The 24,751-nt window shown below is 71.5% G+C and carries 22 protein-coding genes and 1 pseudogene; 12 read left to right on the top strand and 11 right to left on the bottom strand.

Annotated elements, in window-relative coordinates; translation table 11 throughout:
* Positions 1 to 51 precede the first annotated feature (51 nt).
* On the top strand, positions 52 to 3,201 hold the full coding sequence (locus F7R91_RS30190; RefSeq protein ID WP_191971693.1) for an AfsR/SARP family transcriptional regulator: 3,150 nt from the start codon (positions 52 to 54) through the stop codon (positions 3,199 to 3,201).
* On the opposite strand, the gene F7R91_RS30185 is transcribed toward F7R91_RS30190, so the two are convergent.
* Positions 3,202 to 4,887, bottom strand: coding sequence for a bifunctional 3'-5' exonuclease/DNA polymerase (locus F7R91_RS30185; protein WP_150953879.1), 1,686 nt, complete (start codon positions 4,885 to 4,887; stop codon positions 3,202 to 3,204).
* Between the two features lie 53 nt (positions 4,888 to 4,940).
* Positions 4,941 to 5,708 (bottom strand): Clp protease N-terminal domain-containing protein, encoded by a 768-nt coding sequence (locus F7R91_RS30180; protein ID WP_150953876.1) that lies wholly within the window; start codon positions 5,706 to 5,708, stop codon positions 4,941 to 4,943.
* Between the two features lie 87 nt (positions 5,709 to 5,795).
* Between F7R91_RS30180 and F7R91_RS30175 the strand changes: the two genes are divergently transcribed.
* The gene (locus tag F7R91_RS30175) at positions 5,796 to 6,926 is read left to right on the top strand and encodes a DUF2786 domain-containing protein (protein ID WP_150953873.1); all 1,131 of its coding nucleotides are present in this window, start codon (positions 5,796 to 5,798) and stop codon (positions 6,924 to 6,926) included.
* 28 nt (positions 6,927 to 6,954) lie between these two features.
* Here F7R91_RS30175 and F7R91_RS30170 read toward each other — a convergent pair whose 3' ends face one another.
* The 3 genes and pseudogenes from F7R91_RS30170 to F7R91_RS43065 form a co-directional block, all read right to left on the bottom strand.
* On the bottom strand, positions 6,955 to 7,479 hold the full coding sequence (locus F7R91_RS30170) for a DUF4232 domain-containing protein (protein ID WP_150953870.1): 525 nt from the start codon (positions 7,477 to 7,479) through the stop codon (positions 6,955 to 6,957).
* Between the two features lie 27 nt (positions 7,480 to 7,506).
* Positions 7,507 to 8,043 carry a hypothetical protein gene (locus F7R91_RS30165; RefSeq protein WP_225320862.1) on the bottom strand — a complete coding sequence of 179 codons (537 nt, stop codon included), beginning with the start codon at positions 8,041 to 8,043 and terminating at the stop codon, positions 7,507 to 7,509.
* Positions 8,044 to 8,252: 209 nt separating this feature from the next.
* Positions 8,253 to 8,389, bottom strand: a pseudogene (locus F7R91_RS43065) (30S ribosomal protein S14); the annotation flags it as partial.
* Between the two features lie 545 nt (positions 8,390 to 8,934).
* On the opposite strand from F7R91_RS43065, the gene F7R91_RS30155 reads away from it, so the two are divergent.
* Positions 8,935 to 9,213 carry a DUF397 domain-containing protein gene (locus F7R91_RS30155; protein WP_191971691.1) on the top strand — a complete coding sequence of 93 codons (279 nt, stop codon included), beginning with the start codon at positions 8,935 to 8,937 and terminating at the stop codon, positions 9,211 to 9,213.
* Positions 9,214 to 9,286: 73 nt separating this feature from the next.
* On the opposite strand, the gene F7R91_RS30150 is transcribed toward F7R91_RS30155, so the two are convergent.
* Positions 9,287 to 9,790, bottom strand: a complete 504-nt coding sequence (locus F7R91_RS30150; RefSeq protein WP_161067561.1) for an ATP-binding protein — start codon at positions 9,788 to 9,790, stop codon at positions 9,287 to 9,289.
* 343 nt (positions 9,791 to 10,133) lie between these two features.
* Here F7R91_RS30150 and F7R91_RS30140 point away from each other — a divergent pair, with 343 nt between their 5' ends.
* From F7R91_RS30140 to F7R91_RS30115, 6 genes are all read left to right on the top strand, one after another.
* A complete protein-coding gene (locus tag F7R91_RS30140; RefSeq protein ID WP_150953980.1) occupies positions 10,134 to 10,958 on the top strand; it encodes a helix-turn-helix domain-containing protein in 825 nt (274 codons plus the stop codon).
* 135 nt (positions 10,959 to 11,093) lie between these two features.
* Positions 11,094 to 12,557 (top strand): aldehyde dehydrogenase family protein, encoded by a 1,464-nt coding sequence (locus F7R91_RS30135; RefSeq protein WP_150953860.1) that lies wholly within the window; start codon positions 11,094 to 11,096, stop codon positions 12,555 to 12,557.
* A 110-nt stretch (positions 12,558 to 12,667) separates the two neighbouring features.
* A complete protein-coding gene (locus F7R91_RS30130) occupies positions 12,668 to 13,216 on the top strand; it encodes a DinB family protein (RefSeq protein WP_150953857.1) in 549 nt (182 codons plus the stop codon).
* Positions 13,217 to 13,241: 25 nt separating this feature from the next.
* A complete protein-coding gene (locus F7R91_RS30125; RefSeq protein WP_150953854.1) occupies positions 13,242 to 13,883 on the top strand; it encodes a PadR family transcriptional regulator in 642 nt (213 codons plus the stop codon).
* Between the two features lie 76 nt (positions 13,884 to 13,959).
* Positions 13,960 to 14,916 carry an ATP-binding cassette domain-containing protein gene (locus F7R91_RS30120; protein ID WP_150953850.1) on the top strand — a complete coding sequence of 319 codons (957 nt, stop codon included), beginning with the start codon at positions 13,960 to 13,962 and terminating at the stop codon, positions 14,914 to 14,916.
* A complete protein-coding gene (locus tag F7R91_RS30115; RefSeq protein ID WP_225320861.1) occupies positions 14,913 to 15,674 on the top strand; it encodes an ABC transporter permease in 762 nt (253 codons plus the stop codon). Before F7R91_RS30120 ends, F7R91_RS30115 begins: the two co-directional genes overlap by 4 nt.
* 30 nt (positions 15,675 to 15,704) lie before the next feature.
* Here F7R91_RS30115 and F7R91_RS30110 read toward each other — a convergent pair whose 3' ends face one another.
* Both F7R91_RS30110 and F7R91_RS30105 read right to left on the bottom strand, forming a co-directional pair.
* Positions 15,705 to 17,117: a glutamate decarboxylase gene (locus F7R91_RS30110; protein ID WP_150953847.1), complete on the bottom strand. Its 1,413-nt coding sequence runs from the start codon at positions 17,115 to 17,117 to the stop codon at positions 15,705 to 15,707.
* A gap of 31 nt (positions 17,118 to 17,148) precedes the next feature.
* Positions 17,149 to 18,432: an ion channel protein gene (locus F7R91_RS30105; protein ID WP_150953844.1), complete on the bottom strand. Its 1,284-nt coding sequence runs from the start codon at positions 18,430 to 18,432 to the stop codon at positions 17,149 to 17,151.
* Between the two features lie 110 nt (positions 18,433 to 18,542).
* On the opposite strand from F7R91_RS30105, the gene F7R91_RS30100 reads away from it, so the two are divergent.
* Complete coding sequence (locus F7R91_RS30100) at positions 18,543 to 19,313, top strand: MerR family transcriptional regulator (RefSeq protein WP_150953841.1); 771 nt, start codon at positions 18,543 to 18,545, stop codon at positions 19,311 to 19,313.
* A gap of 20 nt (positions 19,314 to 19,333) precedes the next feature.
* Here F7R91_RS30100 and F7R91_RS30095 read toward each other — a convergent pair whose 3' ends face one another.
* The gene (locus tag F7R91_RS30095) at positions 19,334 to 19,699 is read right to left on the bottom strand and encodes a YbjQ family protein (RefSeq protein WP_150953838.1); all 366 of its coding nucleotides are present in this window, start codon (positions 19,697 to 19,699) and stop codon (positions 19,334 to 19,336) included.
* Positions 19,700 to 19,831: 132 nt separating this feature from the next.
* Between F7R91_RS30095 and F7R91_RS30090 the strand changes: the two genes are divergently transcribed.
* A complete protein-coding gene (locus F7R91_RS30090; protein WP_150953835.1) occupies positions 19,832 to 20,704 on the top strand; it encodes a DedA family protein in 873 nt (290 codons plus the stop codon).
* Positions 20,705 to 20,749: 45 nt separating this feature from the next.
* Here the strand turns inward: F7R91_RS30090 and F7R91_RS30085 are convergent, their stop codons facing one another.
* Positions 20,750 to 22,378: a threonine/serine exporter family protein gene (locus F7R91_RS30085; protein ID WP_150953833.1), complete on the bottom strand. Its 1,629-nt coding sequence runs from the start codon at positions 22,376 to 22,378 to the stop codon at positions 20,750 to 20,752.
* A 101-nt stretch (positions 22,379 to 22,479) separates the two neighbouring features.
* The gene (locus tag F7R91_RS30080) at positions 22,480 to 22,971 is read right to left on the bottom strand and encodes an inorganic diphosphatase (protein ID WP_003991985.1); all 492 of its coding nucleotides are present in this window, start codon (positions 22,969 to 22,971) and stop codon (positions 22,480 to 22,482) included.
* 124 nt (positions 22,972 to 23,095) lie between these two features.
* Here F7R91_RS30080 and dacB point away from each other — a divergent pair, with 124 nt between their 5' ends.
* On the top strand, positions 23,096 to 24,748 hold the full coding sequence (gene dacB, locus F7R91_RS30075) for a D-alanyl-D-alanine carboxypeptidase/D-alanyl-D-alanine endopeptidase (RefSeq protein WP_150953974.1): 1,653 nt from the start codon (positions 23,096 to 23,098) through the stop codon (positions 24,746 to 24,748).
* The last annotated feature ends 3 nt before the right edge of the window (positions 24,749 to 24,751 follow it).

The raw sequence follows: 24,751 nt of genomic DNA, 5'->3' as shown, positions 1-24,751 counted from the left end.
GCGAGAACGTCGGACCGCGAGACCGGAAGCAGGAAGGCAGTGGGCGGCGTGATGCGGTGCGAGCTGCGGTTCGGACTGCTGGGACCCCCTGTCCTGTACGACGTACAGTGCGGTTCTCGTGACATCAGGGCTCATGACGCCCAGCACGGCGTGCGGGCCGTCCGGAGTCCCAAGGCGCGGGCCCTGCTCGCCGCCCTGCTCCTCGAAGCCGGCCGTGTCGTCTCCGTCGACTCGCTCAAGGACGCGCTGTGGGACGGCGCTCCGCCCCCGTCCGCCCGGGCCTCGCTGCACAACCATGTGACCAGGCTGCGGCGGCTGCTCGACGACCCCGAACGGCTGCAGACGGTGCCGCCCGGCTATCTGCTGCGGGTCGAGCCGGGCGAGCTGGACGTCCAGGTCTTCGAACGGTACGTCGCCGCGGCGCGCGGGGCGCACACCACCCGGAACTGGGAGAGGGTCGTGCGCGAGTGCATGGCGGCGCTCGCACTGTGGCGGGGCGCGCCGCTGAGCGGCCTGCCCTCCGACTTCGGCGGGTACGCGTTCATACAGCGGCTGGAGGAGGCACGACTGCTTCTCCTCGAATGGCGGTACGACGCCGAACTGGTCGTCTCCGGCAGGCGACTCGACGTCCTCGTACCGGAGCTGGCGGCGCTGGCCGCCGCGCATCCGCTGCGGGAGGCCTACCACCGCCAGCTGATGCTCGCCCTGCACCGCACCGGCCGCCAGGCCGAGGCGCTGGCCGTCCACCGCGATCTGCGCAGGCGCCTGGTCGAGGAACTCGGCATCGAGCCGGGCCCGGCGGTCCGGGAGGCCCATCTGGAGGTGCTCCGGGGCACGTCGGAGGCGGTCGCGGCCGGCGCGGCCGACCGCTCCGCCGCCACCGACGTGGCGGACGGGCACACCACCCCCGACACGGTCCACCACCCCACCCCCGACACAGCCGACCCGGCAGTCGCCCTGGACCATCCCACCGCCGGCCACCCGGCCGACCCGGCCACCACCCTCACCCACGCCCCGGCCGACCCTCCACCCCGCCCAGCCCAACTTCCCCCACCCCCGGCGCACTTCATCGGCCGAGACTGCGTCCTGGACGGCCTGCGCCGCACCCTGACCGCCGGTGGGCAGCCGGCCGTCGCTGTCATCAGCGGCATGGCCGGCGTCGGCAAGAGCGCGCTCGCGCTGGAAGCCGCCCATGGCCTGCGGGAGCGTTTCCCCGACGGCCAGCTGTACATCAACCTGCACGGCGCCACCCCGGGCATGACCCCCCTCACGCCCGGCCAGGCCCTCACCTCGCTGCTCCGCGACCTCGGGGCCGAACCCCGCCGCACTCCCGAACACCCGGAAGGGGCAGCCGCATTGCTGCGTTCGCTGCTCGCGCCGACCCGCACGCTGATGGTGCTCGACGACGCCGCGCACGCCGCGCAGATACGGCCGCTGCTGCCGGCCGGCGCCGGATGCGCGGTGATCGTCACGAGCCGTTCGCCGCTCACCGCGCTCGACGGGGCCCGCCGCTTCCCGCTCGGCCCCCTGAGCGACGAGGAGAGCGCGGCGCTGCTGCGGGCGGTCTCCGGCCGGATCGCCCTCGACGCGGCCCACCCCCTCGTCGAACTCACCGGCCGCCTTCCGCTCGCCCTGCGCATCGTCGCCGCCCGGCTGGCCGCGCGCCAGGCCCTCACCGCGGATGCGCTGGCGGGCCAACTGGCCGCGACCGAGGGGCGGTTGCAGCATCTGGAGTACGACGACCTCAGCGTCCGCCGCTCCCTGGCCGTCGCGCAGGACGCGCTCGCCGCCTCGGACCGCCGCGCCGACCAGGACGCCGCTCTCGCCCTGCGCCGTATCGGCGGCCTCGACCTCCCGGCGTACGGCGCCCCTCTCCTCGCCCGCCTCATCGGCACCGACACGGCCCGCGCCGAGGCCGCCCTCGACCGCCTCGTCGACGTGGCCCTCCTGGAGGAGACGGCGTACGGGCGTTACGCGCCCCACGATCTGGTCCGTGACTTCGCCCGCGAACTGGCCGGAGCGCAGCCCGACGGCAGGGCCGCCGAGGACGCGCTGAGCTGGTACGCCGCCGTCGCCGAACGCACCCTCACCGCGATCGTCGAACCGGGCCTCGACCAGGACGACCGCCGCCGGCCCACCCCGGCGCAGCTGCCCGAGCACGCGGTGCACGTCACCGCCGCCCGGCCTTTCGGCAGCTCCGAAGAGGCCTTCGCCTGGGGAGATCTGGAGCTGGAGAACATCGTGGCGCTGGTGGAGCGCCACACCGACGCCCCCGACGACCGCACGGCCGCCAGAGTCTCCGCTCTGCTGCGCCTCTTCTTCCCCTACCTCCTGCGCAGCGGCCATGTCACAGAGATGGAGGTCCTCGGCCGGGCCGCCCTCGCCGTGGCACAGCGGCTGGGTGACGAGCCGGCCGAGGCGTACGCGCTGGGCGATCTCGCGGCCGTGCACTTCCTGACCGGCCGGCTGAACGAGGCCCTCGCCCTCAACGACCAGGCCCTGACGAGCTGGCGGCGGCTCGGCGCGGTGTCGTGGATACGCCGCTGCCTCAACAACCGCGGGCTGCTGCTCGAAGGGCTGGGCCGCTACGCCGAGTCCGGCCGGGCGCTGAGACGGAGCCTTGCGTACTCACGGCAGCTGAGCGACCCGCACGGCGAGGCCGTGACCCACAGCCACCTCGGCAATCTGTACGAGCACACCGACCCGCGGGCCGCCATCGAGCAGCACCGGCGGTCCCTCGCCATCGGCGACGCGATCGGCAACGTCATCGTGCAGCACTCCGCGCACTGCAACATCGGCTATGCGCATCTCACCCTCGGCGAACCGGCCGCCGCCGTACCCCACTTCGAGGAGAGCCTGCGTATCCTCGGCGGCCACGGCGACTGGCACGGCGAGTCCCAGACCCGGCTCGGTCTGGTCCGCGCCCTGCGGCTGCTCGGCCGCGCGGAACGGGCCGGCCGCGAGTGCGCCGAGCTGCTGCGCGGCGCGGACGCCCGCGCCGACCACTACACGGGCGGTCTCGCCCGCCATGAGCACGGGCTTCTGCTGCGGGAGCTGGGGCGTGCCGGGGAGGCGTACGTGGAGTGGCGGTCGGCGTTGGACGCGCTGGCCGGGACGGACGAGACCGCGGTGGTGGCGGAGCTCCGGGAGCTGCTCGTCGACCTGGGAACGGACACGTATGCCACCCCCGACCGCTGCTGATCACTTGGCGTCCGCATAGCACTCCACCACCGCCGTGGTGAACGGAAACCGCACCGGGGTCTCGCCGAACGTCAGCCGGCCCGCGAGGTCCGCCGCCTCCCGGATCGCCGTCACGACCGCCTCGGCCTCCTTTTCGGGACAGTGCACGATCACCTCGTCGTGCTGGAAGAAGACCAGTTCGGCCGCCATGTCCGCACAGGCCTTCCGCAGCGCGGCGAGCAGCAGCAGGGCCCAGTCGGCGGCGCTGCCCTGCACGACGAAGTTGCGGGCGAAGCGGCCACGGGCCCGGGCGTTGGTCGAGGCGTACCCGGGCACCCACTCCTGCCCTGCCGCCTCGTCCTCGACCGCCGGGATGCCCGCCTCCTCCGCCGCGTCGTCGTCCGCCGTGACCGCCGGGGGGCAGGTCCGCCCCAGCCAGGTGCGGACGAGCCGTCCCTCCTCGCCCGCGCGGGCCGCGTCGTCGACGTACGCCACCGCCCTGGGGAAACGGCGTCTGAGCGCGGCGAGGTTCTTCAGGCCGTCGCCGGAGGTCTGGCCGTAGACCGCGCCGAGCACGGCGAGCTTGGCCTGGGCGCGGTCGCCGGAGAAGGCGCGGTCGGAGACCGACTGGTACAGGTCGCCCTCCCGCCCGGCCACCTCCATCAGACCGGGGTCGCGGGAGATCGCCGCCAGGACCCGTGGCTCCATCTGGTCGGCATCGGCGACGACGAGCCGCCAGCCGGGGTCGGCGACGACGGCACGCCGGATCACCTTGGGGATCTGCAGGGCGCCCCCGCCGTTGGTGACCCAGCGGCCGGTGACGGTGCCGCCCGCCAGGAACTCGGGCCGGAACCGGCCGTCGCGCACCCAGTCCTGGAGCCAGGACCAGCCGTGCGCGACCCGGATGCGGTACAGCTTCTTGTACTCGATCAGCGGCTTCACGGCCGGATGGTCGATCGACTCGATCTCCCAGCGGCGGGTCGATCCGATCCTGATGCCCGCCTGCGCGAAAGCCTTGATGACATCGGCGGGCAGATCGGGCCGGACACGGCGGCCGAAGGCGGCGGACACCTCGTCGGCGAGCTCGGCCAGTCGGCGGGGCTCGCCACCGCCCGCGTACCGCTCGCCGAGCAGTTCGTGCAGCACCTGGCGGTGCACGTCGGCGCTCCACGGCAGGCCGGACCGGTTCATCTCGGTGGCGACCAGCATGCCCGCCGACTCGGCCGCCGTCAGCAGCCGCATGCGCTCCGGGTGGGCGGTCCGGTCGTGCCGGCGCTGCTGCTCGGCGTAGACCTCGGCGAGGTCGGCCAGCGGCAGATGGACGGCCTGCGGTTCGAAGAGCGAGGACTGCGAACCGGGTTCGGCGGACCTCAGCGGTGGGTCGGGCGGTACGGGACCACCGCGCAGCCGGGCCAGGGCGGCCGCGGCCGAGCGGGGTTCGCCGTACCGGCCCTCGTGGCCGAGGAGGAGCGTCTCCGCGTCCTCGATGTCGTAGCACCGCTCCACTCGCACCCCCGTGGCGAGCAGACGCGGATAGACCTCGGACGTCGACCGCCACACCCACCGCGTGACCTCGGGCCGGCCGCGCACGGCCGCGGCGAGGTCCGCCTCCCGCAGGACGGGCCCGGCGGGCAGCCCGGCCGGACCGAGGGGGGCGATCTCCACGCCACCGTCCTCGGCCGGAGCGAGCGCCCACCGGTCGGCCATGCTGCGAGTGTGCCAGGGGGGTCTGACAGCGAGGACGGGCGCGCAGGCTCCCCCTAGCTCTGCGCGTTCTCCGTGTTCTCCGTGTTCTCTGCGTTCTGCGGGTTCTCTTTGGCGAACGCGGCGAGGGCATCGGCGACGTACCCCTCGACCGCCGCCTTGGTGATGCCGAGGCCGGACAGGACGCCCTCGCCGTGCTCGAACTCCAGCAGGGCCAGCAGGAGATGTTCGGTGCCGACGTAGTTGTGGCCGAGGCGGAGGGCCTCGCGGAAGGTCAGTTCCAGGACCTTCTTGGCGTCGGAGCCGTAGGGGACGAGTTCCGGGACCTCGTCGGCGGCGGGCGGCAGTGCCGCGGTGGCGGCCTGGCGTACGGAGTCGAGGAGGACGCCCTGCGCGGTGATCGCCTTGGCGGCCAGTCCCTCCCGCTCGGCCAGCACGCCGAGGACCAGGTGCTCGGGGCGGCCCTCGGGGTTGCGGGCGGCGATGGCCTCGTTGTGGGCGGTCATCACCGCGTTGCGGGCGCGCGGGGTGTAACGGCCGAAGCCCTGGCCGGCGTCGAGGTCCGTGGACTCCTTCGGCACGAACCGCTTCTGCGCGGCCTGCCGGGTGACCCCCATGCTCTTGCCGATGTCCGTCCAGGAGGCGCCCGAGCGGCGGGCCTGGTCCACGAAGTGGCCGATCAGGTGGTCGGCCACGTCGCCGAGATGCTCCCCGGCGATCACCGCGTCCTCGAGCTGGTCGAGGGCGTCGGAGTGGACCTTCTTGATCGCCGCGATGAGGTCGTCGAGGCGTACGGATGACGTGATGATCGGATTCGTCGTCATGTGTCAACCCTAGGTTGACGCTCCCTGACTGTCAACCTCGGGTTGACACCATGCGGGCCGGTTTTCGCGGAGTGAGACCATCGCCGGGTGAGTACGACCAGCACTGTCGAACGCGCCTTCCGGGCCGCCCTCTACGCCGACACCGACACCGCCCTAGACACCGGCGCGTCGCTGCTCGCCGCCGACCCTTCGGCGGACGCCGAACTCGCCCGGCGCGGGGAGGAGTTCGTGGCGGGGGCCTGGCGGCGGGGCTGGCAGCCCGCGGACCTCGTACGGATCGTGCGACGCGAGCTGGACGACGTGCACATACGCCTGGTGTCGTCGCTGATCCGCAGCCAGGCGCCGTACGACCGTCCGCGCGGACCCCGCTGGACCGCTCAGCTGGCACAGCTCGCCCAGCCGGACGGCCCGACCGACACGGCACCGCCGCGCACAGACCGCTTCGCGCACGCCACCGCCGTCCTGGAGCTGTACCGCCTGCTGCTGAGACTGCCCGCGCTGGAGCCGCTGGAGGAGCCCCGGCAGGAGCCGCACCGCGAACAGCGGCCCGAGTCCCGCATGCTCTCCCGTATCCGCGCGCTGCTCGCCAAGGCGGAGGCGACCGGCTTCCCGCAGGAGGCGGAGGCGCTCAGCGCCAAGGCACAGGAGCTGATGGCCCGGCACAGCATCGACGAGGCCCTGCTGTCGGCGGGGGCGCCGGCCGGAGACGTGCCGGGTGCCTGCCGTATCGGTGTCGAGCCGCCGTACGAGCAGGCCAAGGCGGTGCTGCTGGACGCGGTGGCCGGCGCGAACCACTGCCGGGCCGTGTGGAACGAACCCCTCGGTTTCTCCACGGTCGTCGGGTTCGAGGCCGACCTGGAGGCGGTCGAACTCCTCTACACCTCACTCCTGGTGCAGGCCCAGACCGCGATGACGAAGGCGGAGGCCGCCCAGCGCGCGGGCGGCCGCAAGCGGACCAAGACCTTCCGGCAGTCCTTCCTCGCGGCCTACGCCCACCGCATCGGCACCCACCTGACGGCCGCCGCCGAGACCCAGGTGGCCGCGGACCTCCTCCCGGTCCTGGCCACCCGCGAGATCGCGGTGAGCGACAGCCTGGACCGGCTCTTCCCGCAGACGACCACGACCCGCCTGCGCGGCGTCAGTGACGCGGCGGGCTGGACGGAGGGTTCGGAGGCGGCCGACCGGGCGCAGGTACGGGCCCGGCGGCCCCTCCGCTGAGCGCTCAGCGGTTCAGCAGCACAGCGGCTCAGTCGCCCGCCTGCTGGAACGGGCTCACCGAAGCGTCCGGATCGCCCGGGCTCTTGAGGGCCACATCGCCGTACGACCAGGGGAAACCGTGTGTCTGCGCGGCGCCGGGCAGGCTGAACTTCACCGTCTTCACGGCGAGGCTCTTCTCGCCCCCCGCCTCGCCGCGTGCATAGGTGAGCGTGAAGGTCACGGCACCACCCTTTGCCAGGGTCAGCTTCCGCGGCTTCGCGGCCTCGTCCGGGGCGACGGTGGCGGAGGTGCCGCCCGCGTACAGGCCGACCGCGGGCATGCCGTCGAGGGTGCACTCGGAGCCGCTGTTGGTGATCGTGACGGGGACGATGCCGGTGTCACCGGCGGCGGGGGCGGCGCTGGCGGGGCCGACCTCCACCGCAACTTCGTCGATCGTGCAGGCCGTGCCGTCCTGGCTCTTGGCCGAGCCGTCGCCCCCGTCCCCGCCGTCGCCGCAGGCGGTCAGGAGCAGCGCCGCGGTGAGCGTGGTGACGGCGACGGGGATGGCGCGCATAGGGGTCCCTTATGTCCGTGTGACGACTTACGAGCCGAGGCTCGCCGTGGGCAGCCCCGACGGCAGTGCGCCGCCCTCGGTCTTGGTGTACGTTTCCGCGCCGAGGCCGTTCTCCCAGGTCACCTTGAGCGCCGACTTGCTGACGGAGTCGACCATGCCGGTCGCCCGGTCCTTGCTGCCGTCCGTGCACTTGAGGTGGATCATCTGCATGCCCGCCTCCTCGCCCGCGGTGCCGCTGCACACGGTCCCGCCGGTGGCGAAGAGCCCGGCCTGGCTGCCGTTGATCACCAGGGCCACGGCCTGGCCATCGGTCGTCGCCAGCCAACTGCCCTCGAGCTTGCCGGCGGGGGAGGCGGACGCCGAGCCGCCGGTGCCGCCGCCCGTGTCCGCGCTCGCGGAGGTCTCGGTGCCGGCCGAGGGCTCGTCGTCCGAGCCGCTGTCACCGCTGCACGCGGTCAGCAGCAGCGTGCCCGCGAGGCCGGCGGCCGCCGCGGCGATCCGCACCTGCCGACGGGACAGCCGACGCGAGGGACGCGAGACGGTCGCCGAAGTCGCCGTAGTCACTGGAAGCTCCCAAGCTGTAGCCGGTCGGGCCCGCCCGCAGCGGTCGGGCCTGCGGTCGGCCGGCCGGTGGCCGAAACGACCGCAGCAAGCTACCAGGGCGGCCTGTCGGGACGTCTTGGCGGCCCACCCTGACGACAGGGCGGGCTACCAGGACCGCCTTGCGTACCCCCGGGCCGGCCGTGACCGACTGCTGCAGATACCGGCATGCGCCTACCCCGCAGACACCTCCGGGCCGGCCCGAACGCCCGGAAGCAGCCGCGCGGCCGTCCGTCGATCCGGTCGCGATTGCGTACGCGCGGGGCACGGACGTGGCACGGGCGTCATGCGGCTGCCCACGCAACTCGCAAGAACGCGCGGGACGCGGCGCTGCTGGCGTACGGCAGTCGCCGAGGAGGGGGGCCCCGGCGGCCTCCGGCGATCCGGCCGACTCGCGTCTACCGCCCGGAGGCGGCACCGCGGCGGTCTGCTCGACCGGGTGCCCGACGATGACATGACATGAGTCACACGGCGGGGCCCACGCCCGGCCCCGCTCCCGCCTGCGCGGGGGTGATACCGAGGCGGAGATTCGCGCTGACGTCATCGAACGGATGCCGTCGGTCCGCCGGTGGGACGCCCATCCGGCCAACCCTGCGGACTGGCCCCTCACTTGGATGGTGGAACACGAAGGCCGCTGCGTACGTCTGTTTCCAGTAGGGGCGGTCGCATGCACGGCAAGCCCGGGGCAGACGCGGAACGCATTCGGTGAAGCGATCGTCAAACCTGTAATCGCAGGGCCACCCGGCGTGCACGTGCATCTGCCCATGCATCTGCACGTGAACAGGGCTATGATCCGGGTCTGTTGAGTACTGCATCAATGGCCACACCAGCCAGTGCACCACCGGGGAGCGACCTGTGGACCACGACGTTGACGGCGTGTACGGGGAGTACAACGTGATCGACGTGCACAACGGCATGGCGGCCACGCATCTGCGGGGGGTGGCCTGGCAGAAGAGCCGGCACAGCAACTCGCAGGGATCCTGCGTGGAGTTCGCCCGGCTGCCCGGCGGAGACGTGGCCGTGCGCAACTCCCGCTTTCCCGACGGTCCCGCGCTCGTCTACACGCGCGCGGAGATCGAGGCGATGCTCCTGGGCATCAAGGACGGCGAGTTCGACCATCTGATCTCGGGCTGATCCCGGGCCGCGACGGCCCGGACGCAGAGCGTAACGCGCGTAGAACCGCGGCGTCAGAAGGCGCCGCGGTTCGTCATTCGGCCGACTGCTGCTCCAGGAGGAACAGCGCCCAGACGACCTTGCCGCCCAGCGTGCCGGCGAGCGGGTGCCAGCCCCAGCTGTCGGCGAAGGAGTCGACAAGGAACAGCCCACGGCCGGACTCCGCCGAGAAGTCGTCCGTCGCGCGCGTCACGGGGCTGTCGTGACTGGGGTCGCGCACCGCGCACACCAGCCGCTCGGTCCAGCGCAGCAGATGCAGCCGCACGGGCTGGTTCTGCTCCGGTACGCGCGGGGTGTTGGCCGGCAGCGCGTGCCGCAGCGCGTTGGTGACGAGTTCGGAGACCACGAGACACACGTCGTCGAAGCGGTCGTCCAGCTCCCACTGGTCCAGCGTTCTGCGGGTGAACTGCCGTGCGTCGCGCACCGCTTCGTAGCGGGCGGGCAGAGCACAGGAGGCGGCGCCGGACACGGCTGCGGGGTCGAGCGGCGGAAGGCCCTGCCGTAACGGCTCGAGCATGGTCGATCCATTCGTCCCCATGCGAGGCACTCCCGGGAATTCGCGGTCGGTGCGATGCAGCGGTTGCGCGGGACCATGGTTTCGGATGCGTACTGCAGATGCAAGGGCAGATGCACGTGCACGCGACCGAATTGGACCCTCCCGTACCACTTGTTGGCCATTTTTTCCGCCATATTCGAGGGCTGCGCTCGCCCCTTCCTCCCCGCGACCCACCCACATCCTGTGCGGAAACTTTGGCTTCTTTCCATCTCTGTAATCGGACGAGTACTGCTCGGAGTGATTTAGTGGCAGACTTTGGCCCCTAAGACGGTTGGGGAGGCTGGCGAACGTGAGCGCGGGAGAGCCCGGATCGGTGGTGCGGCGCATGCTGCTCGGCTCGCAACTCAGGCGGCTGCGTGAGGCGCGTGGCATCACGCGCGAAGCAGCGGGATATTCGATCCGCGCGTCCGAGTCGAAGATCAGCCGGATGGAGTTGGGCCGGGTGAGCTTCAAGACGCGGGACGTCGAAGACCTGCTGACGCTGTACGGCATCACCGACGAGACGGAACGCAACTCGCTGCTCTCCCTCGCCAGAGAGGCCAACGTCGCGGGCTGGTGGCACAGTTACTCGGACGTGCTGCCCAGCTGGTTCCCCACCTATGTGGGCCTGGAGGGCGCCGCCTCCCTCATCCGCGCCTACGAGGTCCAGTTCGTGCACGGGCTGCTGCAGACCCCGGCCTATGCCCGCGCGGTGGTGCGGCGCGGGATGAAGGGCGCGAGCGAGGAGGACGTCGACCGGCGTGTGGCGCTGCGCCTGGAGCGGCAGAAGTACCTCCTCTCGGAGGGCGCCCCCGAGTTCCACATCGTCCTGGACGAGGCGGCCCTGCGCCGGCCGTATGGCGACCGCGAGGTGATGCGCGGCCAGCTGCAGCACCTGATCGAGCTCTCCGAACGGCCCAACGTACGGCTGCAGATCATGCCGTTCAGCTTCGGCGGCCACTCCGGCGAGTCCGGTGCGTTCACGATCCTCAGCTTCCCGGAGTCCGATCTGTCGGACGTCGTGTACCTGGAGCAGCTCACCAGTGCGCTGTACCTGGACAAGCACGAGGACGTCGCCCAGTACGAGAAGGCGCTGAAGGAACTGCAGCACGACAGCCCGGGTCCGGACGAGAGCAGGGACCTGCTGCGCGGGCTGCTTCAGCTGTCCTGAGAATTCACCCCGCTGTCCTGGGGAAGTTCTCCGCTGGTCTGTTGGCGGATCCCGTGCGAACACCACAACTCACTTGAAACACAAGTACGATGACGTGTGATCAGACCGTTAAGTATGTTGGGATTGAGGGATCACATGTCGTCGTCCTACTTCACCGATCTGGCCCAGCAGTACATCGACGGTGAGTGGCGCCCGGGCACAGGGTCCTGGGACATCATCGACTTCAACCCGTACGACGGCGAGAAGCTGGCGTCGATCACGATAGCCACGGTCGAGGAGGTCGACGACGCCTACCGGGCCGCCGCGCGCGCCCAGAAGGAGTGGGCGGCGACCAACGCCTACGCCCGCCGCGCGGTCTTCGAGAAGGCACTCAGAGTGATCGAGGAGCGCGAGGAGGAGATCGCCGAGGCGATCATCGCCGAGCTCGGCGGCACCCGGCTGAAGGCCGGCTTCGAGCTCCACCTCGCCAAGGAGTTCCTGCGCGAGGCGATCCATCTGGCGCTGCGCCCCGAGGGCCGCATCATCCCGTCGCCGATCGACGGCAAGGAGAACCGCGTCTACCGCGTGCCGGTCGGTGTCGTGGGCGTCGTCAGCCCCTTCAACTTCCCGTTCCTGCTGTCGATCAAGTCGGTGGCGCCCGCCCTGGCCCTCGGCAACGCCGTGGTGCTCAAGCCGCACCAGAACACCCCGATCGTCGGCGGCACCCTGGTCGCGAAGGTCCTCGAGGAGGCCGGCCTGCCCGGCGGTCTGCTCAACGTCGTCGTCACCGACATCGCGGAGATCGGCGACGCCTTCATCGAGCACCCGGTCCCGAAGGTCATCTCCTTCACCGGCTCCGACAAGGTCGGCCGCCATGTCGCCACGGTCTGCGCCTCGCACTTCAAGCGCTCGGTCCTCGAACTCGGCGGCAACAGCGCGCTGGTGGTCCTCGACGACGCCGACCTCGACTACGCGGTCGACGCGGCCGTCTTCAGCCGGTACGTCCACCAGGGCCAGGTCTGCATGGCCGCCAACCGTGTGCTGGTCGACCGCTCGGTCGCGGACGAGTTCACCGAGAAGTTCGTGGCCAAGGTCAGGACCCTGAAGGCCGGCGACCCGCGCGACCCCGAGACCGTCATCGGCCCGGTCATCAACTCCTCCCAGGCGGACGCCATCTCGTCCGCCGTCGAGCAGGCGATCGCCGAGGGCGCCACGGCGCTGGTGCACGGCGCGACCACCGACAACCTGGTCGAGCCCTCCGTCCTGACCGGCATCCCCGCCGACTCCGCCCTGCTCCAGCAGGAGCTGTTCGGCCCGGTCGCCTACCTCATCCCGTTCGACGGCGAGGAGGAGGCCGTACGCCTCGTCAACGACACCCCGTACGGCCTCAGCGGTGCCGTCCACACGGGTGACATCGAGCGCGGCGTGAACTTCGCCAAGCAGATCGACACCGGCATGTTCCATGTGAACGACGGCACCGTCCACGACGAGCCGATCGTCCCCTTCGGCGGCGAGAAGAACTCCGGCGTCGGCCGCCTCAACGGCGAGACGATGCTGGACGCGTTCACCACTCAGAAGTGGATCTCGGTGCAGCACGGCCGGAGCGGGTTCCCGTTCTGAGTCTTTCGCCGTCTTTTGTGGGACCGGGCCCTTGCGGACTGAAGCTGACCGCAAGGGCCCCTAGCTTTGTCGGTGTCGGCAAGGGGAAGTCCTACGAAAGGCAGCCGGTCATGGTCACTCACGTGCGGGCAGAGGCGCAGGGCGACGAGCGCGGGGCGTTGCTCTCCTTCCTGGCGGAGCAGCGGGGCGGTATCCGGCGGGCCCTGCTCGGGCTGACCGAGGAGCAGGCCGCGAGCAAGCCCAGCGCCAGCGACCTCTCGCTGTCCGGCCTGCTCAAGCATGTCGGCGAGGTGGAACAGGGCTGGGTCGCCCGCGCCAAGGGCGAGCCGCCGGCCGTCCACCGGGACGAGTCGACCTGGCAGGAGTGTTTCGTCCTGGTCGAGGGCGAGAGCGTGGAGCAGCAGCTCGCGTACTGGGAGAAGGCCGCCGCCGAGACGGAGGCCTACGTCCGCTCGGTCCCCAGCCTGGACGACACCTTCCCGCTGCCGAACGACCCCTGGTTCCCGCCGGACGAGAGGGTCTCGGTGCGCTGGCTGGTCCTGCATCTGATCCGTGAGACGGCCCGGCACGCGGGCCACGCCGACATCATCCGGGAGTCGCTGGACGGGAAGACCGCGTTCGAGCTGGTGGCACAGGAGCAGGGCAGCTCCTGGGGGTGACGCCCGGGGTCCTACGCTGGACCGCATGTCAGCGATCCGTCTCCTCGTGCTCGGCGCGGTCCGCCAGCACGGGCGGGCCCATGGCTACCAGGTGCGCAACGACCTGGAGTACTGGGGCGCGCACGAGTGGTCCAACGCCAAGCCCGGCTCGATCTACCACGCGCTCAAGCAGCTGGCGAAGCAGGGCCTGCTGCATGCGCACGAGATCGCGCCGTCCACGGCCGGCGGCCCGCCGCGCACGGAGTACGAGATCACCGGCAAGGGCACCGAGGAATACCTCAGGCTGGTGCGCGAGGCGCTGACCTCCTACGACCAGAACATGGACGTCAAGTCGGCGGCCATCGGCTTCATGCTCGACCTGCCGCGGGGTGAGGCGGTGGCTCTTCTGAAGGAGCGGATCCGCCGTATCGAGGAGTGGCGTTCCGCGGTGACCGAGCACTACGTCCCCGAGGGCGGGCCCGAACAGCTCGGTCACATCGGGGAGATCATGAACCTCTGGGTCCACACCGCCGACGCGGAGGCCGAGTGGACCGGTGGTCTGATCGAGCGGATCGAGGGCGGGGCGTACACGTTCGCCGGGGAGGGCGAGCCTTTCGTCGGGGTGCTGGCGGAGGGCGAGGAGAACCCGTATGCGACGGGGGAGCGGCATCCGGGAGATGCACGCTAATCAAGTTTGACCAATCACTTCGAGTGCGTTACGTTCCATAGGTAGTCAAGTTTGACTAGGGAGGGAGTGCGGGCACGTGGCCGACACGGCGATCACCGTCGAAGGCGTTCACAAGACGTACGGAGACAGGACGGCACTGGACGGGCTCGACCTCCGGGTCGCCCGCGGCACGGTGCACGGAGTGCTCGGGCCCAACGGCGCGGGCAAGACGACCCTGGTCAGGATCCTGGCCACCCTGCTGCGGCCGGACGCGGGCCGGATCCAGGTGGCCGGGCACGACATCGTGACCGAGGCCCAGGCGGTGCGCTTCCGCATCGGCCTGCTCGGCCAGCACGCGGCCCTGGACGAGGAGCTCGGCGGCCGCCAGAACCTGGAGATGTTCGGCCGCCTCTACCACCTGGGCGCCCGGCACGCGCGCGTGCGGGCCGGTGAGCTTCTGGACCGCTTCGGTCTCGGCGACACCGGCCGCAAGCCGGTCCGCGCCTACAGCGGCGGGATGCGGCGCCGTCTGGACCTCGCTGCGTCCCTGATCACCGAACCGGAGGTGCTGTTCCTGGACGAACCCACGACCGGCCTCGATCCGCGCGGCCGCGCCGAGGTCTGGTCCGCGGTCCGCTCCCTGGTCGGCGGCGGTACGACGGTCCTGCTCACCACCCAGTACCTGGAAGAGGCCGACCAGCTCGCCGACCGTATCTCGGTGGTCGACCGCGGCCGGGTCATCGCCGACGGCACGGCGGACGAACTGAAGGCGGACACGGGCGGCGACCGCATCGACGTGGTCCTGCGCCACCCGGGACAACTGGGCGCGGCGGTCGCCCTGTTGCCCGTCCCGAAGGAGGACGTCTCCGCGGACCGCGACCGCCGTCTGATCAGCGCACCGGTCACCGACCGCATGGCGGCGCTCTCCGGCGTCGTCCGCGCCTTGGAGGAGGCCGGCATCGAGGCCGAGGACATCGCCCTGCGCCGGCCCACGCTGGACGAGGTGTTCCTGCATCTGACGGGACGGGACGACCGTACGAAGGAGGCCGTGTGACCACCTACGCGCTGACCGACTCCTGGACCATGACCCGCCGTGAACTCGCCCACTGGGCACGGCAGCCCGTGCAGGTTCTCGTCGCCCTCGCCTTCCCGGTGATGCTGCTGATGATGTTCGGCTACCTCGTCGGCGGCGGCCGGGGTGTGCACGGCGACTACCTCGGCTATCTCGTCCCCGGCATGCTCGCCCTCACCATGGCCTTCGGCCTGGAGGGCACGATGCTCGCCGTCACCCAGGACCTCAACAAGGGCGTGATCGACCGCTTCCGTTCCATGCCGATGGCCAACGGGGCCGTTCTGGTGGGCCGTTCCGCCGCCGACATGCTCCAGTCGGCGCTGGGCCTGGCCGTGCTGACCGGCGTCGGGTACGCGCTCGGCTGGCGTGCGCACGGCGGGCCGGGGGCCTTCCTCGCGGCGATGGGGCTCCTCCTGCTCTTCCGCTTCGCGATGCTCTGGATCGGCATTCACCTCGCCCTGGTGGCCGGAAAACCGGAGCTGGTGCAGGCCGTGCAGATCCTGGTCTGGCCGGTCGGCTTCCTGTCCAACGCGTTCGCCCTCCCCGAGTCCATGCCCGGCTGGCTGGGCACGGTGGTCGGCTGGAACCCCATGTCCCACACCGCCACGGCGGTCCGGGACCTGCTCGGCGGCCCCGGCGGCGAGCCGGGGCACGCATGGGCGGCAATCGCCTGGCCCCTCGCACTGCTGGCGGTGTTCTTCCCCCTGGCGGTACGACGGTTCGCGCGCCTGAGCCGGTAGGGCTTTCAGGGGCGCCGCCCGAGGGACCCCCTAGTGGTGGAACCCGGTGGCGGCGCCCCTCTCCTGGTCCAGGGGGCCGTCCTGGCGGCGCAGTTCCGGCAGGAGCTGGCTCAGATCGTCCAGGAACAGGTCCGCGAGGTCGGTCGAGAAGCCGTTGCGGCACACGATCCGCAGGACGGACAGGTCCTCGCGGTGGGGCGGGAAGGTGTACGCCGGCACCAGCCAGCCCCGTTCGCGCAGCCGCCGGGAGACGTCGAAGACGTCGAACGCCTTCACCTCCGGCGCCGTCGTGAAGGCGAACACCGGCAGCTGGTCGCCCCGGGTCAGAAGCCGGAAGTCGCCGAGCGCCTCCACCCGGTCGGCGATGCTCCGGGCCACGTTCCGTGTGGTCTGCTGAACGGACCGGTAGCCCTCGCGGCCCAGCCGCAGGAACGTGTAGTACTGCGCCGCCACCTGCGCGCCGGGGCGCGAGAAGTTCAGCGCGAAGGTCGGCATGTCGCCGCCCAGGTAGTTGACGCGGAAGACGAGCTCCTCGGGCAGCGCCTCCTTGTCCCGCCACAGCGCCCAGCCGACCCCCGGGTAGACGAGCCCGTACTTGTGCCCCGAGGTGTTGATCGACGCCACGCGCGGGAGGCGGAAGTCCCACACCAGGTCCTGGTCCAGGAAGGGCGCGACCATCGCGCCGGACGCGCCGTCGACATGCACCGGGATGTCGAGTCCGGTCCGCTCCTGGAGGTCGTCCAGCGCGGAGCAGAGGTCCGCGATCGGCTCGTACGAGCCGTCGAAGGTGGAGCCGAGGATGCCCACGACCCCGATGGTGTTCTCGTCGCACAGCTCCGCCGCCGCCTGCGGGTCGAGGTGGAAGCGCTCGCCCTCCATGGGCACCAGGCGGGCCTCCACCTCCCAGAAGTTGCAGAACTTCTCCCAGCAGACCTGGACGTTGACCCCCATGATGAGGTTCGGGCGGACGTCGCCGGCGGGGTAGCGGTCGGCGTTGCGCTGCGCCCAGCGGCGCTTGAGCGCCATCCCGGCGAGCATGCACGCCTCGCTCGACCCGGTCGTCGAACAGCCCACGGCCGACGACGGATCGGGCGCGTTCCACAGATCGGCGAGCATCGCCACACAGCGCCGCTCCAGCTCGGCCGTGCGCGGGTACTCGTCCTTGTCGATCATGTTCTTGTCCCGGCACTCCGCCATCAGGACGCCGGCCTGCGGTTCCATCCACGTGGTGACGAACGTCGCCAGGTTCAGCCGGGCGTTGCCGTCCAGCATCAGCTCGTCGTGCACCACCTGATACGCCGTCATCGGCGGCAGGGGAGCGTCGGGGAGCCGGTGCTTGGGCGGGGCCTCGGTCATGCCTCCGACCGGATTCGCCTCGCCGAAGAAGGGGTTGACGGACATCGGGCGCTCGTCGGGCTTCTCGGGACCTTTGTGAAGCGGCATGTCGTGCCTCCTTGAGAGGTTCAACGGGGGATCAGCGGACGGAGGTTCCGTCCGCGCGCAACTGCATCTGCGGCCGGCCGGTGACCAGCAGCCAGGCGGGCAGCGAGGCGATGCAGAGAAGAGCGAGGATCGCGGGCGAGGAGACCAGGACGGCGGCCGTGAACAGGCTCACCCAGCCCTGCCGGGTGATGGCGAGGAGCACGCCCAGGACGCCCGCGGCGACACCGAGCGCCGGCTGTACGGCCGGTACCAGGGCATGGGCGCCGAGGCCGAAGGCGGTGCCGACGAAGACCGACGGGAAGATCCGCCCGCCCCGGAAGCCGCAGGACGCGGCCACGACCAGTGCGGCGAGCTTCACCACCGCCATCGTGGTGAACTCCCCGGCCGACCAGCCGTCGGGATCGCGCGCCAGCTCCTCGACCTCCTCCAGCCCCTTGAAGAGCGTCAGATGGCCGCCCAGGGCGCCGAGAAGGCCCAGCACCAGCCCGCCGACCGGAAGCGCCAGCATCGGGTGCCGGAGGCGGGCGAAGCCGCCGTGGACGTACGGGAAGGCGTGCACGGCGCACATGCCGAGCAGCGCCGCCACCGACGCGACCACCAGCGCGGCCAGCAGATCGCTCCAGCCGGGCTGTCCGAACGGGGGCAGATGCAGGTCGAAGGCCGGTTCGGCCACCACGGTGGTGGTGATGGCACCCGCGGCGCCCGCGGCGAGCGGTGCGAAGACGCTGTCCCACAGCGGCCCCCGTACCGCGCGCCCGGCCAGCGCCTCGGAGACGATCAGCGCCGCCGCGACGGGAGTGCCGAAGAGGGCACCGATCGTCGCCGCCTCCGCCAGCGCCACCCACCCTTCCCCCGGGCTGCGCGGAAACAGCCTGCGGCCCAGCCAGAACGCCAGCCCCGCGTTCACGGCGATGACCGGGTTCTCCGGGCCGAGGCTCGGCCCGCCCGCCAGCATCAGGGCCGTCGCCAGCAGCAGCCCCGGCAGCACGGCGGGCGGCAGCACGGGAGCGTTCAGTCCGATGGTGGCCGGGTCGGGGCCCGCGTGCCCCGGCACCTTCCACACCACGAGGCCCACCAGGACGCCGGTCGAGGTGAGCACGACCAGCATCCACAGCGCGGAGTACCGGCCCACCCCGAGTGCGTCCGGCAGGTCCTGCCACAGCACGTCCTGGAGCTGTTCGGCCGCCGCCTCCACCCCGAGCAGCAGCAGACTCGCCCCGACGCCCACGACAAGGGCAGGCAGGATCAGCGGCAGCAGGGCGCGCGCCGGGGTCGCCGGGGCGGTGGGCGCCTGCTGCGCGGTGTCCTGGGCCACGGGGTCACCATAAGCGGGCAAAACGGGCGGAACATCTTGAGTGAACGGGCTTGCACCTCACGTGGCGTGAGGCGTCAGCGTGGAGTCGTACCGAGAAGGGAGCGGACGAAGTGAGCTACTCCGTGGGACAGGTCGCCGGCTTCGCCGGGGTCACGGTGCGCACCCTGCACCACTACGACGACATCGGCCTGCTCGCCCCGAGTGAGCGCAGCCACGCGGGCCACCGGCGCTACAACGACGCCGACCTCGACCGGCTGCAGCAGATCCTGTTCTACCGGGAGCTCGGCTTCCCGCTCGAAGAGGTCGCCGCCCTGCTCGACGATCAGGCCACCGGAAGAGCAGACCCGCGCGCGCACCTGCGCCGCCAGCACGAACTGCTGACCGCCCGGATCGAGAAGCTGCAGAAGATGGCGGCGGCCGTGGAGCACGCCATGGAGGCACGCACGATGGGCATCAACCTCACGCCCGAGGAGAGGTTCGAGGTCTTCGGCGACCAGAACCCCGAGCAGTACGCGCAGGAGGCGGAGCAGCGCTGGGGCGGTACCGAGCCCTACGCCGAGTCGCAGCGCCGGGTCGCCCGCTACACCAAGGACGACTGGAAACGCCTGCAGGCCGAAGCGGCCGCGTGGGGCGAGCGCTACGCCGCCCTCGTGGACGCCGGTGAGCCGCCGTCCGGCGACGCGGCGACGGACCTGGCCGAGGAACACCGGCAGCACATCTGCACATGGTTCTACGCGTGCTCGTACGAACTCCACACGGGCCTGGCCGAGATGTACGTCGCCGACGACCGCTTCAAGGCCCACTACGACGCCGTGCGCCCCGGCCTCGCCGAACACCTCAAGGAGGCGATCCTGGCCAACGCCGCCCGCAGGACCGCGTAGGAACCCGGTCCGGGAGAGGGCTACTCCCGGGCCAGGACCACCGCCGTGCCGTACGCGCACACCTCCGTGCCCACGTCGGCCGCCTCGGTGACGTCGAAGCGGAACATCAGCACGGCGTTCGCGCCCCGCGCGCGTGCCTGCTCGACGAGCCGCTCCATGGCCTGGTTCCGGGTCTGCACCAGCGTCTTGGTGAGCCCCTTGAGCTCACCGCCGATCATCGACTTCAGACCCGCGCCGATCTGGCTGCCCAGGTGCCGTGAGCGCACGGTCAGCCCGAAGACCTCACCGAGGACCGACTGCACACGGTGGCCGGGTACGTCGTTCGTGGTCACTACGAGGACGTCGGGCTCGGGGCCCTGACCGCCGCCGTACTCTTCGATGCTCATGGCTCTCAGCTTTGTCCCAGCAGGGGCACAGTGCATCCTGGGAGAGCCATTGGAACCTGGGCCCCCGGTGCCGCGTTGATACTTTTGGGGCAGCCCGACCCAGCCCGCCTTCCCAGCAGGAGCCACAAACCCGTGACCACCCTTGCGCTCGGCCCCGAGTGGATCAGTCCCGACTATCTGATCGAGACCTTCAGCCTGGCCGGCATCCTGCTGATCGTCTTCGCCGAGTCGGGGCTCTTCGCCTTCCTGCCGGGCGACTCGCTGCTGTTCACCGCGGGCCTGTTCGTGGCCCAGGGGCAGTACATCAGCCAGCCGCTGTGGCTCGTCTGCTTCCTGATCGTGCTGGCCGCCGTCCTCGGTGACCAGGTGGGCTACATGATCGGCAAGTTCTTCGGCCCGAAGATCTTCAACCGGCCGAACTCCAGGCTCTTCAAACAGGAGAACCTGGACAAGGCCCACGAGTTCATGGAGAGGTACGGCCCCAAGGCGATCGTCCTGGCCCGTTTCGTGCCGATCGTCCGCACGTTCGCGCCCATCGTGGCGGGCGCCGGCCGTATGAAGTACCGCACGTTCCTCACGTACAACGTCATCGGCGGCGTGGCCTGGGGCACCGGCGTCACGCTCGCCGGCTACTGGCTCGGCCAGATCGACGTCATCAAGAAGAACGTCGAGGCGATCCTCGTCCTGATCGTCCTGGTCTCCGTGGTGCCGATCGCCATCGAGTACCTGCGCGAGCGCTCCAAGAAGAAGCGCGCCGCGGCCCAGGCCCCGGCGACCCCTCAGCAGCAGCCGCCGCTCATGGACGACGCCACGACCCGCCTGCGCCGTATCCCGCCGACCGACGACCCCCAGAACAACAACCACCAGCAGTACGGCAACCACGGCCGGCAGCACTACGCCGAGCCGCCCCAGCAGCCCTACGTCCAGCAGTACCCCCAGGGCTACGCCCAACAGCCGTACAACCAGCAGCAGAACAACCAGTACCCCTACAACGAGGGCTACTGAGGCGCGCCCCCAAGGGGTGCGGGGCCGTGACGCTGTGCGGCGGCGCTAGAAGCCCCGTGTCCGCTTGGCGGCCCGCCGCTTCTCCACGGACCCGATCCGCAGGAACAGCCGCGAGATCTCGGACCCCAGATTCACCCCGATCGCGATGGCCATGGCCAGCGCCACCGCCTTGGTCAGCGACACCAACCCCTTGTCCACCTCGTTCTGAGCGATCGACAACAGCCCGAAATACGTGGCGGACCCCGGCAGCAGGGGCCCGATCGCCGCGGTGGTGTACGGCAGCGCCGAAGCGAACCGGTACCGCGCCAGCAGCTGCCCGAACAACCCCACCAGCCCCGCCGCGGCGGCCGTGGACGCCACCGGTGAGATCCCGCCGGCGTAGTGCATCGCGCCGTACACCGACCACGCGACACCCCCGTTCAGCGTCACCGCCAGCACGGTGGACCGCTCCTGCTGAAGGAGCACGGCGAAGGTCAGGGACAGCAGCATCGAGGCGCCGATCTGCCACAGCGGCCGCTCGGCGAGGCCCAGTGCCGCGTCCGGACGGAGATGGGCGCCCACCTGCACACCGACGTAGAGCATCACCAGCACGCCGATGACGATGCCGACGAAGAAGTACATGACCTCCAGCAGGCGCGCGGCCGCCGTGATGTAGAAGCCGGTCAGCCCGTCCTGGACGCCCGCCACCAGCGCCCGTCCCGGCAGCAGCGCGAACAGCCCACCGGTGATCACCGCGGACGCCTCCACGTCCACATGTGCCAGCGTCAGCGCGACCCCGATCGCGCCGGGCGGCAGCGCGGCCACCATGAACTGGTAGAACTCCGGCAGCCCGCGCCCCGCGCACAGCCACGCCAGCCGGTCGCCGAGCATCGCGCCGAGCGCGGCCGCGACGAACACGACCAGATCACCGCCGACCAGCACCGAGGCCGCGCCCGCGAGCAGGCCGCTCGCCGAGGTCAGCACCCAGGTCGGATACGGGTGCCGGTTGCGGCGGATCTCCGCGAGCCGCCGGTAGGCCTCCTCCAGGGAGATATGGGTCTCCGGGTCGCTGAGGTCGTCCACCAGCCGGAACACGGCCGCGAGACGCGTGTAGTCGGTGCCCCGGCGGCGCACGGTCCGCGACGCCGTCACCGGGTCGTCGACCAGGGACGGCTGGTAGGAGATCGACAGCAGGGTGAAGGTGACGGTCGGTTCGCAGCGGTCGAGGCCGTAGGAGCGGCAGACCGCGAACATCGCCGCCTCCACGTCCTCCGCGCCCTCGCCGCCCGCCAGCAGCAGCTCGCCGATGCGCAGCGTCAGGTCGAGCACGCGCGGGACGGCCGGGCCCTCCTCCTCCGCCTTCTGCACCGGCTCCGGCGCGGGCCGCTCGGCCACCGGCATCCGCAGCATCGTGCGCATCCGGTCCTGCCAGGGCAGGTCCTTGGTCAGGCTCACCGCGGGGATGCCGACCGGCGGCGTGAAGGCCGGCGGGGCCTGCCGGGCGCTGTAGGTACGCGGCGGGCTGAAGGCGGACCCCTCGGATTCGGCCCCGGGCTGCTGCGGGACGGCGAGCCCGTCGGGCACGGCGAACTCGGACGTCGTCGACGACTCGCCGTCCGCCGCCGGAGGTCCCGGAGGTGCGAACACACTCCGCGCCTCGTCCGATCGCGGCTTGCGGTTCTCCGCGTCCGTCACTGCGCAGCGCTCCCTGTACGACGGTTCGGCAGCCCAGTATGCGCACAGATACGCAAACGGGCCGCACGCGTACGCGTGCGGCCCGTGAGACGGCTCAGGGCTCAGTGACCGCCCTGCTCCTTGAAGCGCTTGTAGGACCGCTCGATCTCGGCCTCGGCGTCGGTGCGGCCCACCCAGTTGGCGCCCTCGACGGACTTGCCGGGCTCCAGGTCCTTGTACACCTCGAAGAAGTGCTGGATCTCCAGGCGGTCGAACTCGGACACGTGGTGGATGTCGCGCAGGTGCTCGACCCGCGGGTCGTGTGCGGGCACGCAGAGCAGCTTGTCGTCGCCGCCGGCCTCGTCCGTCATCCGGAACATGCCGATCGCACGGCACTGGATCAGACAGCCGGGGAAGGTCGGCTCGTCCAGGATGACCAGCGCGTCCAGCGGGTCGCCGTCCTCGCCGAGGGTGTTCTCGACGAAGCCGTAGTCGGCCGGGTAGCTGGTCGAGGTGAAGAGGCGACGGTCCAGGCGGATCCGACCGGTCTCGTGGTCCACCTCGTACTTGTTCCGCGAACCCTTCGGAATCTCGATCGTGACGTCGAACTCCACCGGTGGCTCCTCCATGATCAGCACATAGTTCTGGTGGTTAAGTGTCCCTCACGCACGTGTGTGATCGCGAAAGGGGCTGGTGATCGTGCCAGAGCTGAGGCCTTGGCGGACCGCGAGACCGCACATGGTGCGGGCCGCGAACGCCGTACGACCGCGACTGGCACGGGCCGCGGCGGCCGCGAAACCGCAGATCACACGGCTCGCGAGGACCGCGAAACCGCAGGTGGCGCGGATCGCACGGGCCACGGGACCGCAGGTCGCGCGGATCACGAGGCCGAAGACCTGGCAGTACACCGCCGGCGCCGCCACCGCCGGGCTGGCGCTGGCCGCCGCGGTGGTGACCGCCGCCGGTCCCTGGGACTCCTCCGGTCAGCGTACGGCGGAGCGGGACCGGGCAGCCGCCTGGGAGGGCGCGGGTGGCACATCTCACGGCCGTGCCGCCGGGCCGGGTTCCACGCCCCCGGCGCCCCGGCCGGCCCCCAGCGCGGCCTCCGTCCTCACCGGCCTCGGCGGCTCCGCCGGCAGCGCGGGCAGCACCGGTTCCGCTCCGGACGCGCAGGCCCTCGCCGGTGTCCTGGACCCGCTGCTGACGGACGCGGCACTCGGTTCGCGCCGGGCCGCCGTGGTCGTGGACGTCGCCACCGGCAAGCGCCTCTACGGCACCGCCGCCGGCGCCTCGCTGACCCCCGCCTCCACCACCAAGATCGCCACCGGTGTCGCCGCCCTGTCCGCCCTGGGCGCAGACCACCGCCTCATCACCCGCACCGCCCTGGAACCCGGCACCGGCGGACTCGTCCTCGTCGGCGCCGGGGACCCCACCCTCACCGCCCAGAAGAACGCCGAGGGCTGGGCCGGCCTGCGCACACTCGCCGACCGGACGGCGGCGGCCCTCAAGAAGCGCGACGTCCGCGAGGTGGCCCTCTCGTACGACACCACCCTTTTCGCGGGCGCCCGTATGCACCCCATCGGGGTCAACGACAACCTCGCCCCGGTCAGCGCCCTCATGGCCGACGAGGGCCGCACGGACGACTCCACGAGCGGCCCGGCGGCCCGTGTGCCGGATCCGGCGGCCGACGCCGCCGCCAAGTTCGCGGCGTTCCTCGGCGACCGCGGCATCAGGGCGACCGCCGCAGGCCCCGCCCGGGCCACCGGCCGGGCGAAGACCCTCGCCGCCGTCTCCTCGCCGCCGCTGTCCGACCTCGTCGAACGCATGCTCACCAACAGCGACAACGACATCGCCGAGGCCCTCGCCCGCCACACCGCCCTGGCGACCGGAAAGCGCGCCGACTTCGCCGGCGGCGCCGCCGCGATCGGCGACCGGCTGAAGAAGCTCGGACTGCCCCTATCCGGCACCGAGTTCCACGACGGCAGCGGCCTCGACCGCTCCGACCGTCTCACCGCCGGCCTGCTCACTGAGCTGCTCGTCAAGGCCGGCGACCCCGCCCTCCCCGAACTCCGCCCGGTCCTCACCGGCCTCCCCGTGGCCGGCTTCACGGGAACCCTGAGCAGCCGCTACACCGACGGCGCCGCAGGCGTCGTACGAGCCAAGACAGGCACCCTGACCGGGGTGAACTCCCTGGCCGGAACGGTCGTCGACCAGGACGGCCGCCTCCTCGCCTTCGCGTTCCTCGCCTCCGGCACGACGGACCCGCAGGCGGCCCAGGCGGCACTGGACAGGGCCGCGACCGCGCTCGCGGGATGCGGCTGCGGTGAGGACAGGTCCCGGCGGCCGCCACGGCACGGCCTGCCCGCAGCGGCGGCGCTCACGTACGGTTGACGC

Source organism: Streptomyces luteolifulvus, assembly GCF_008806595.1.
Lineage (GTDB): Bacteria > Actinomycetota > Actinomycetes > Streptomycetales > Streptomycetaceae > Streptomyces > Streptomyces luteolifulvus.
This window is presented reverse-complemented; position numbering and strand designations above follow the sequence as displayed.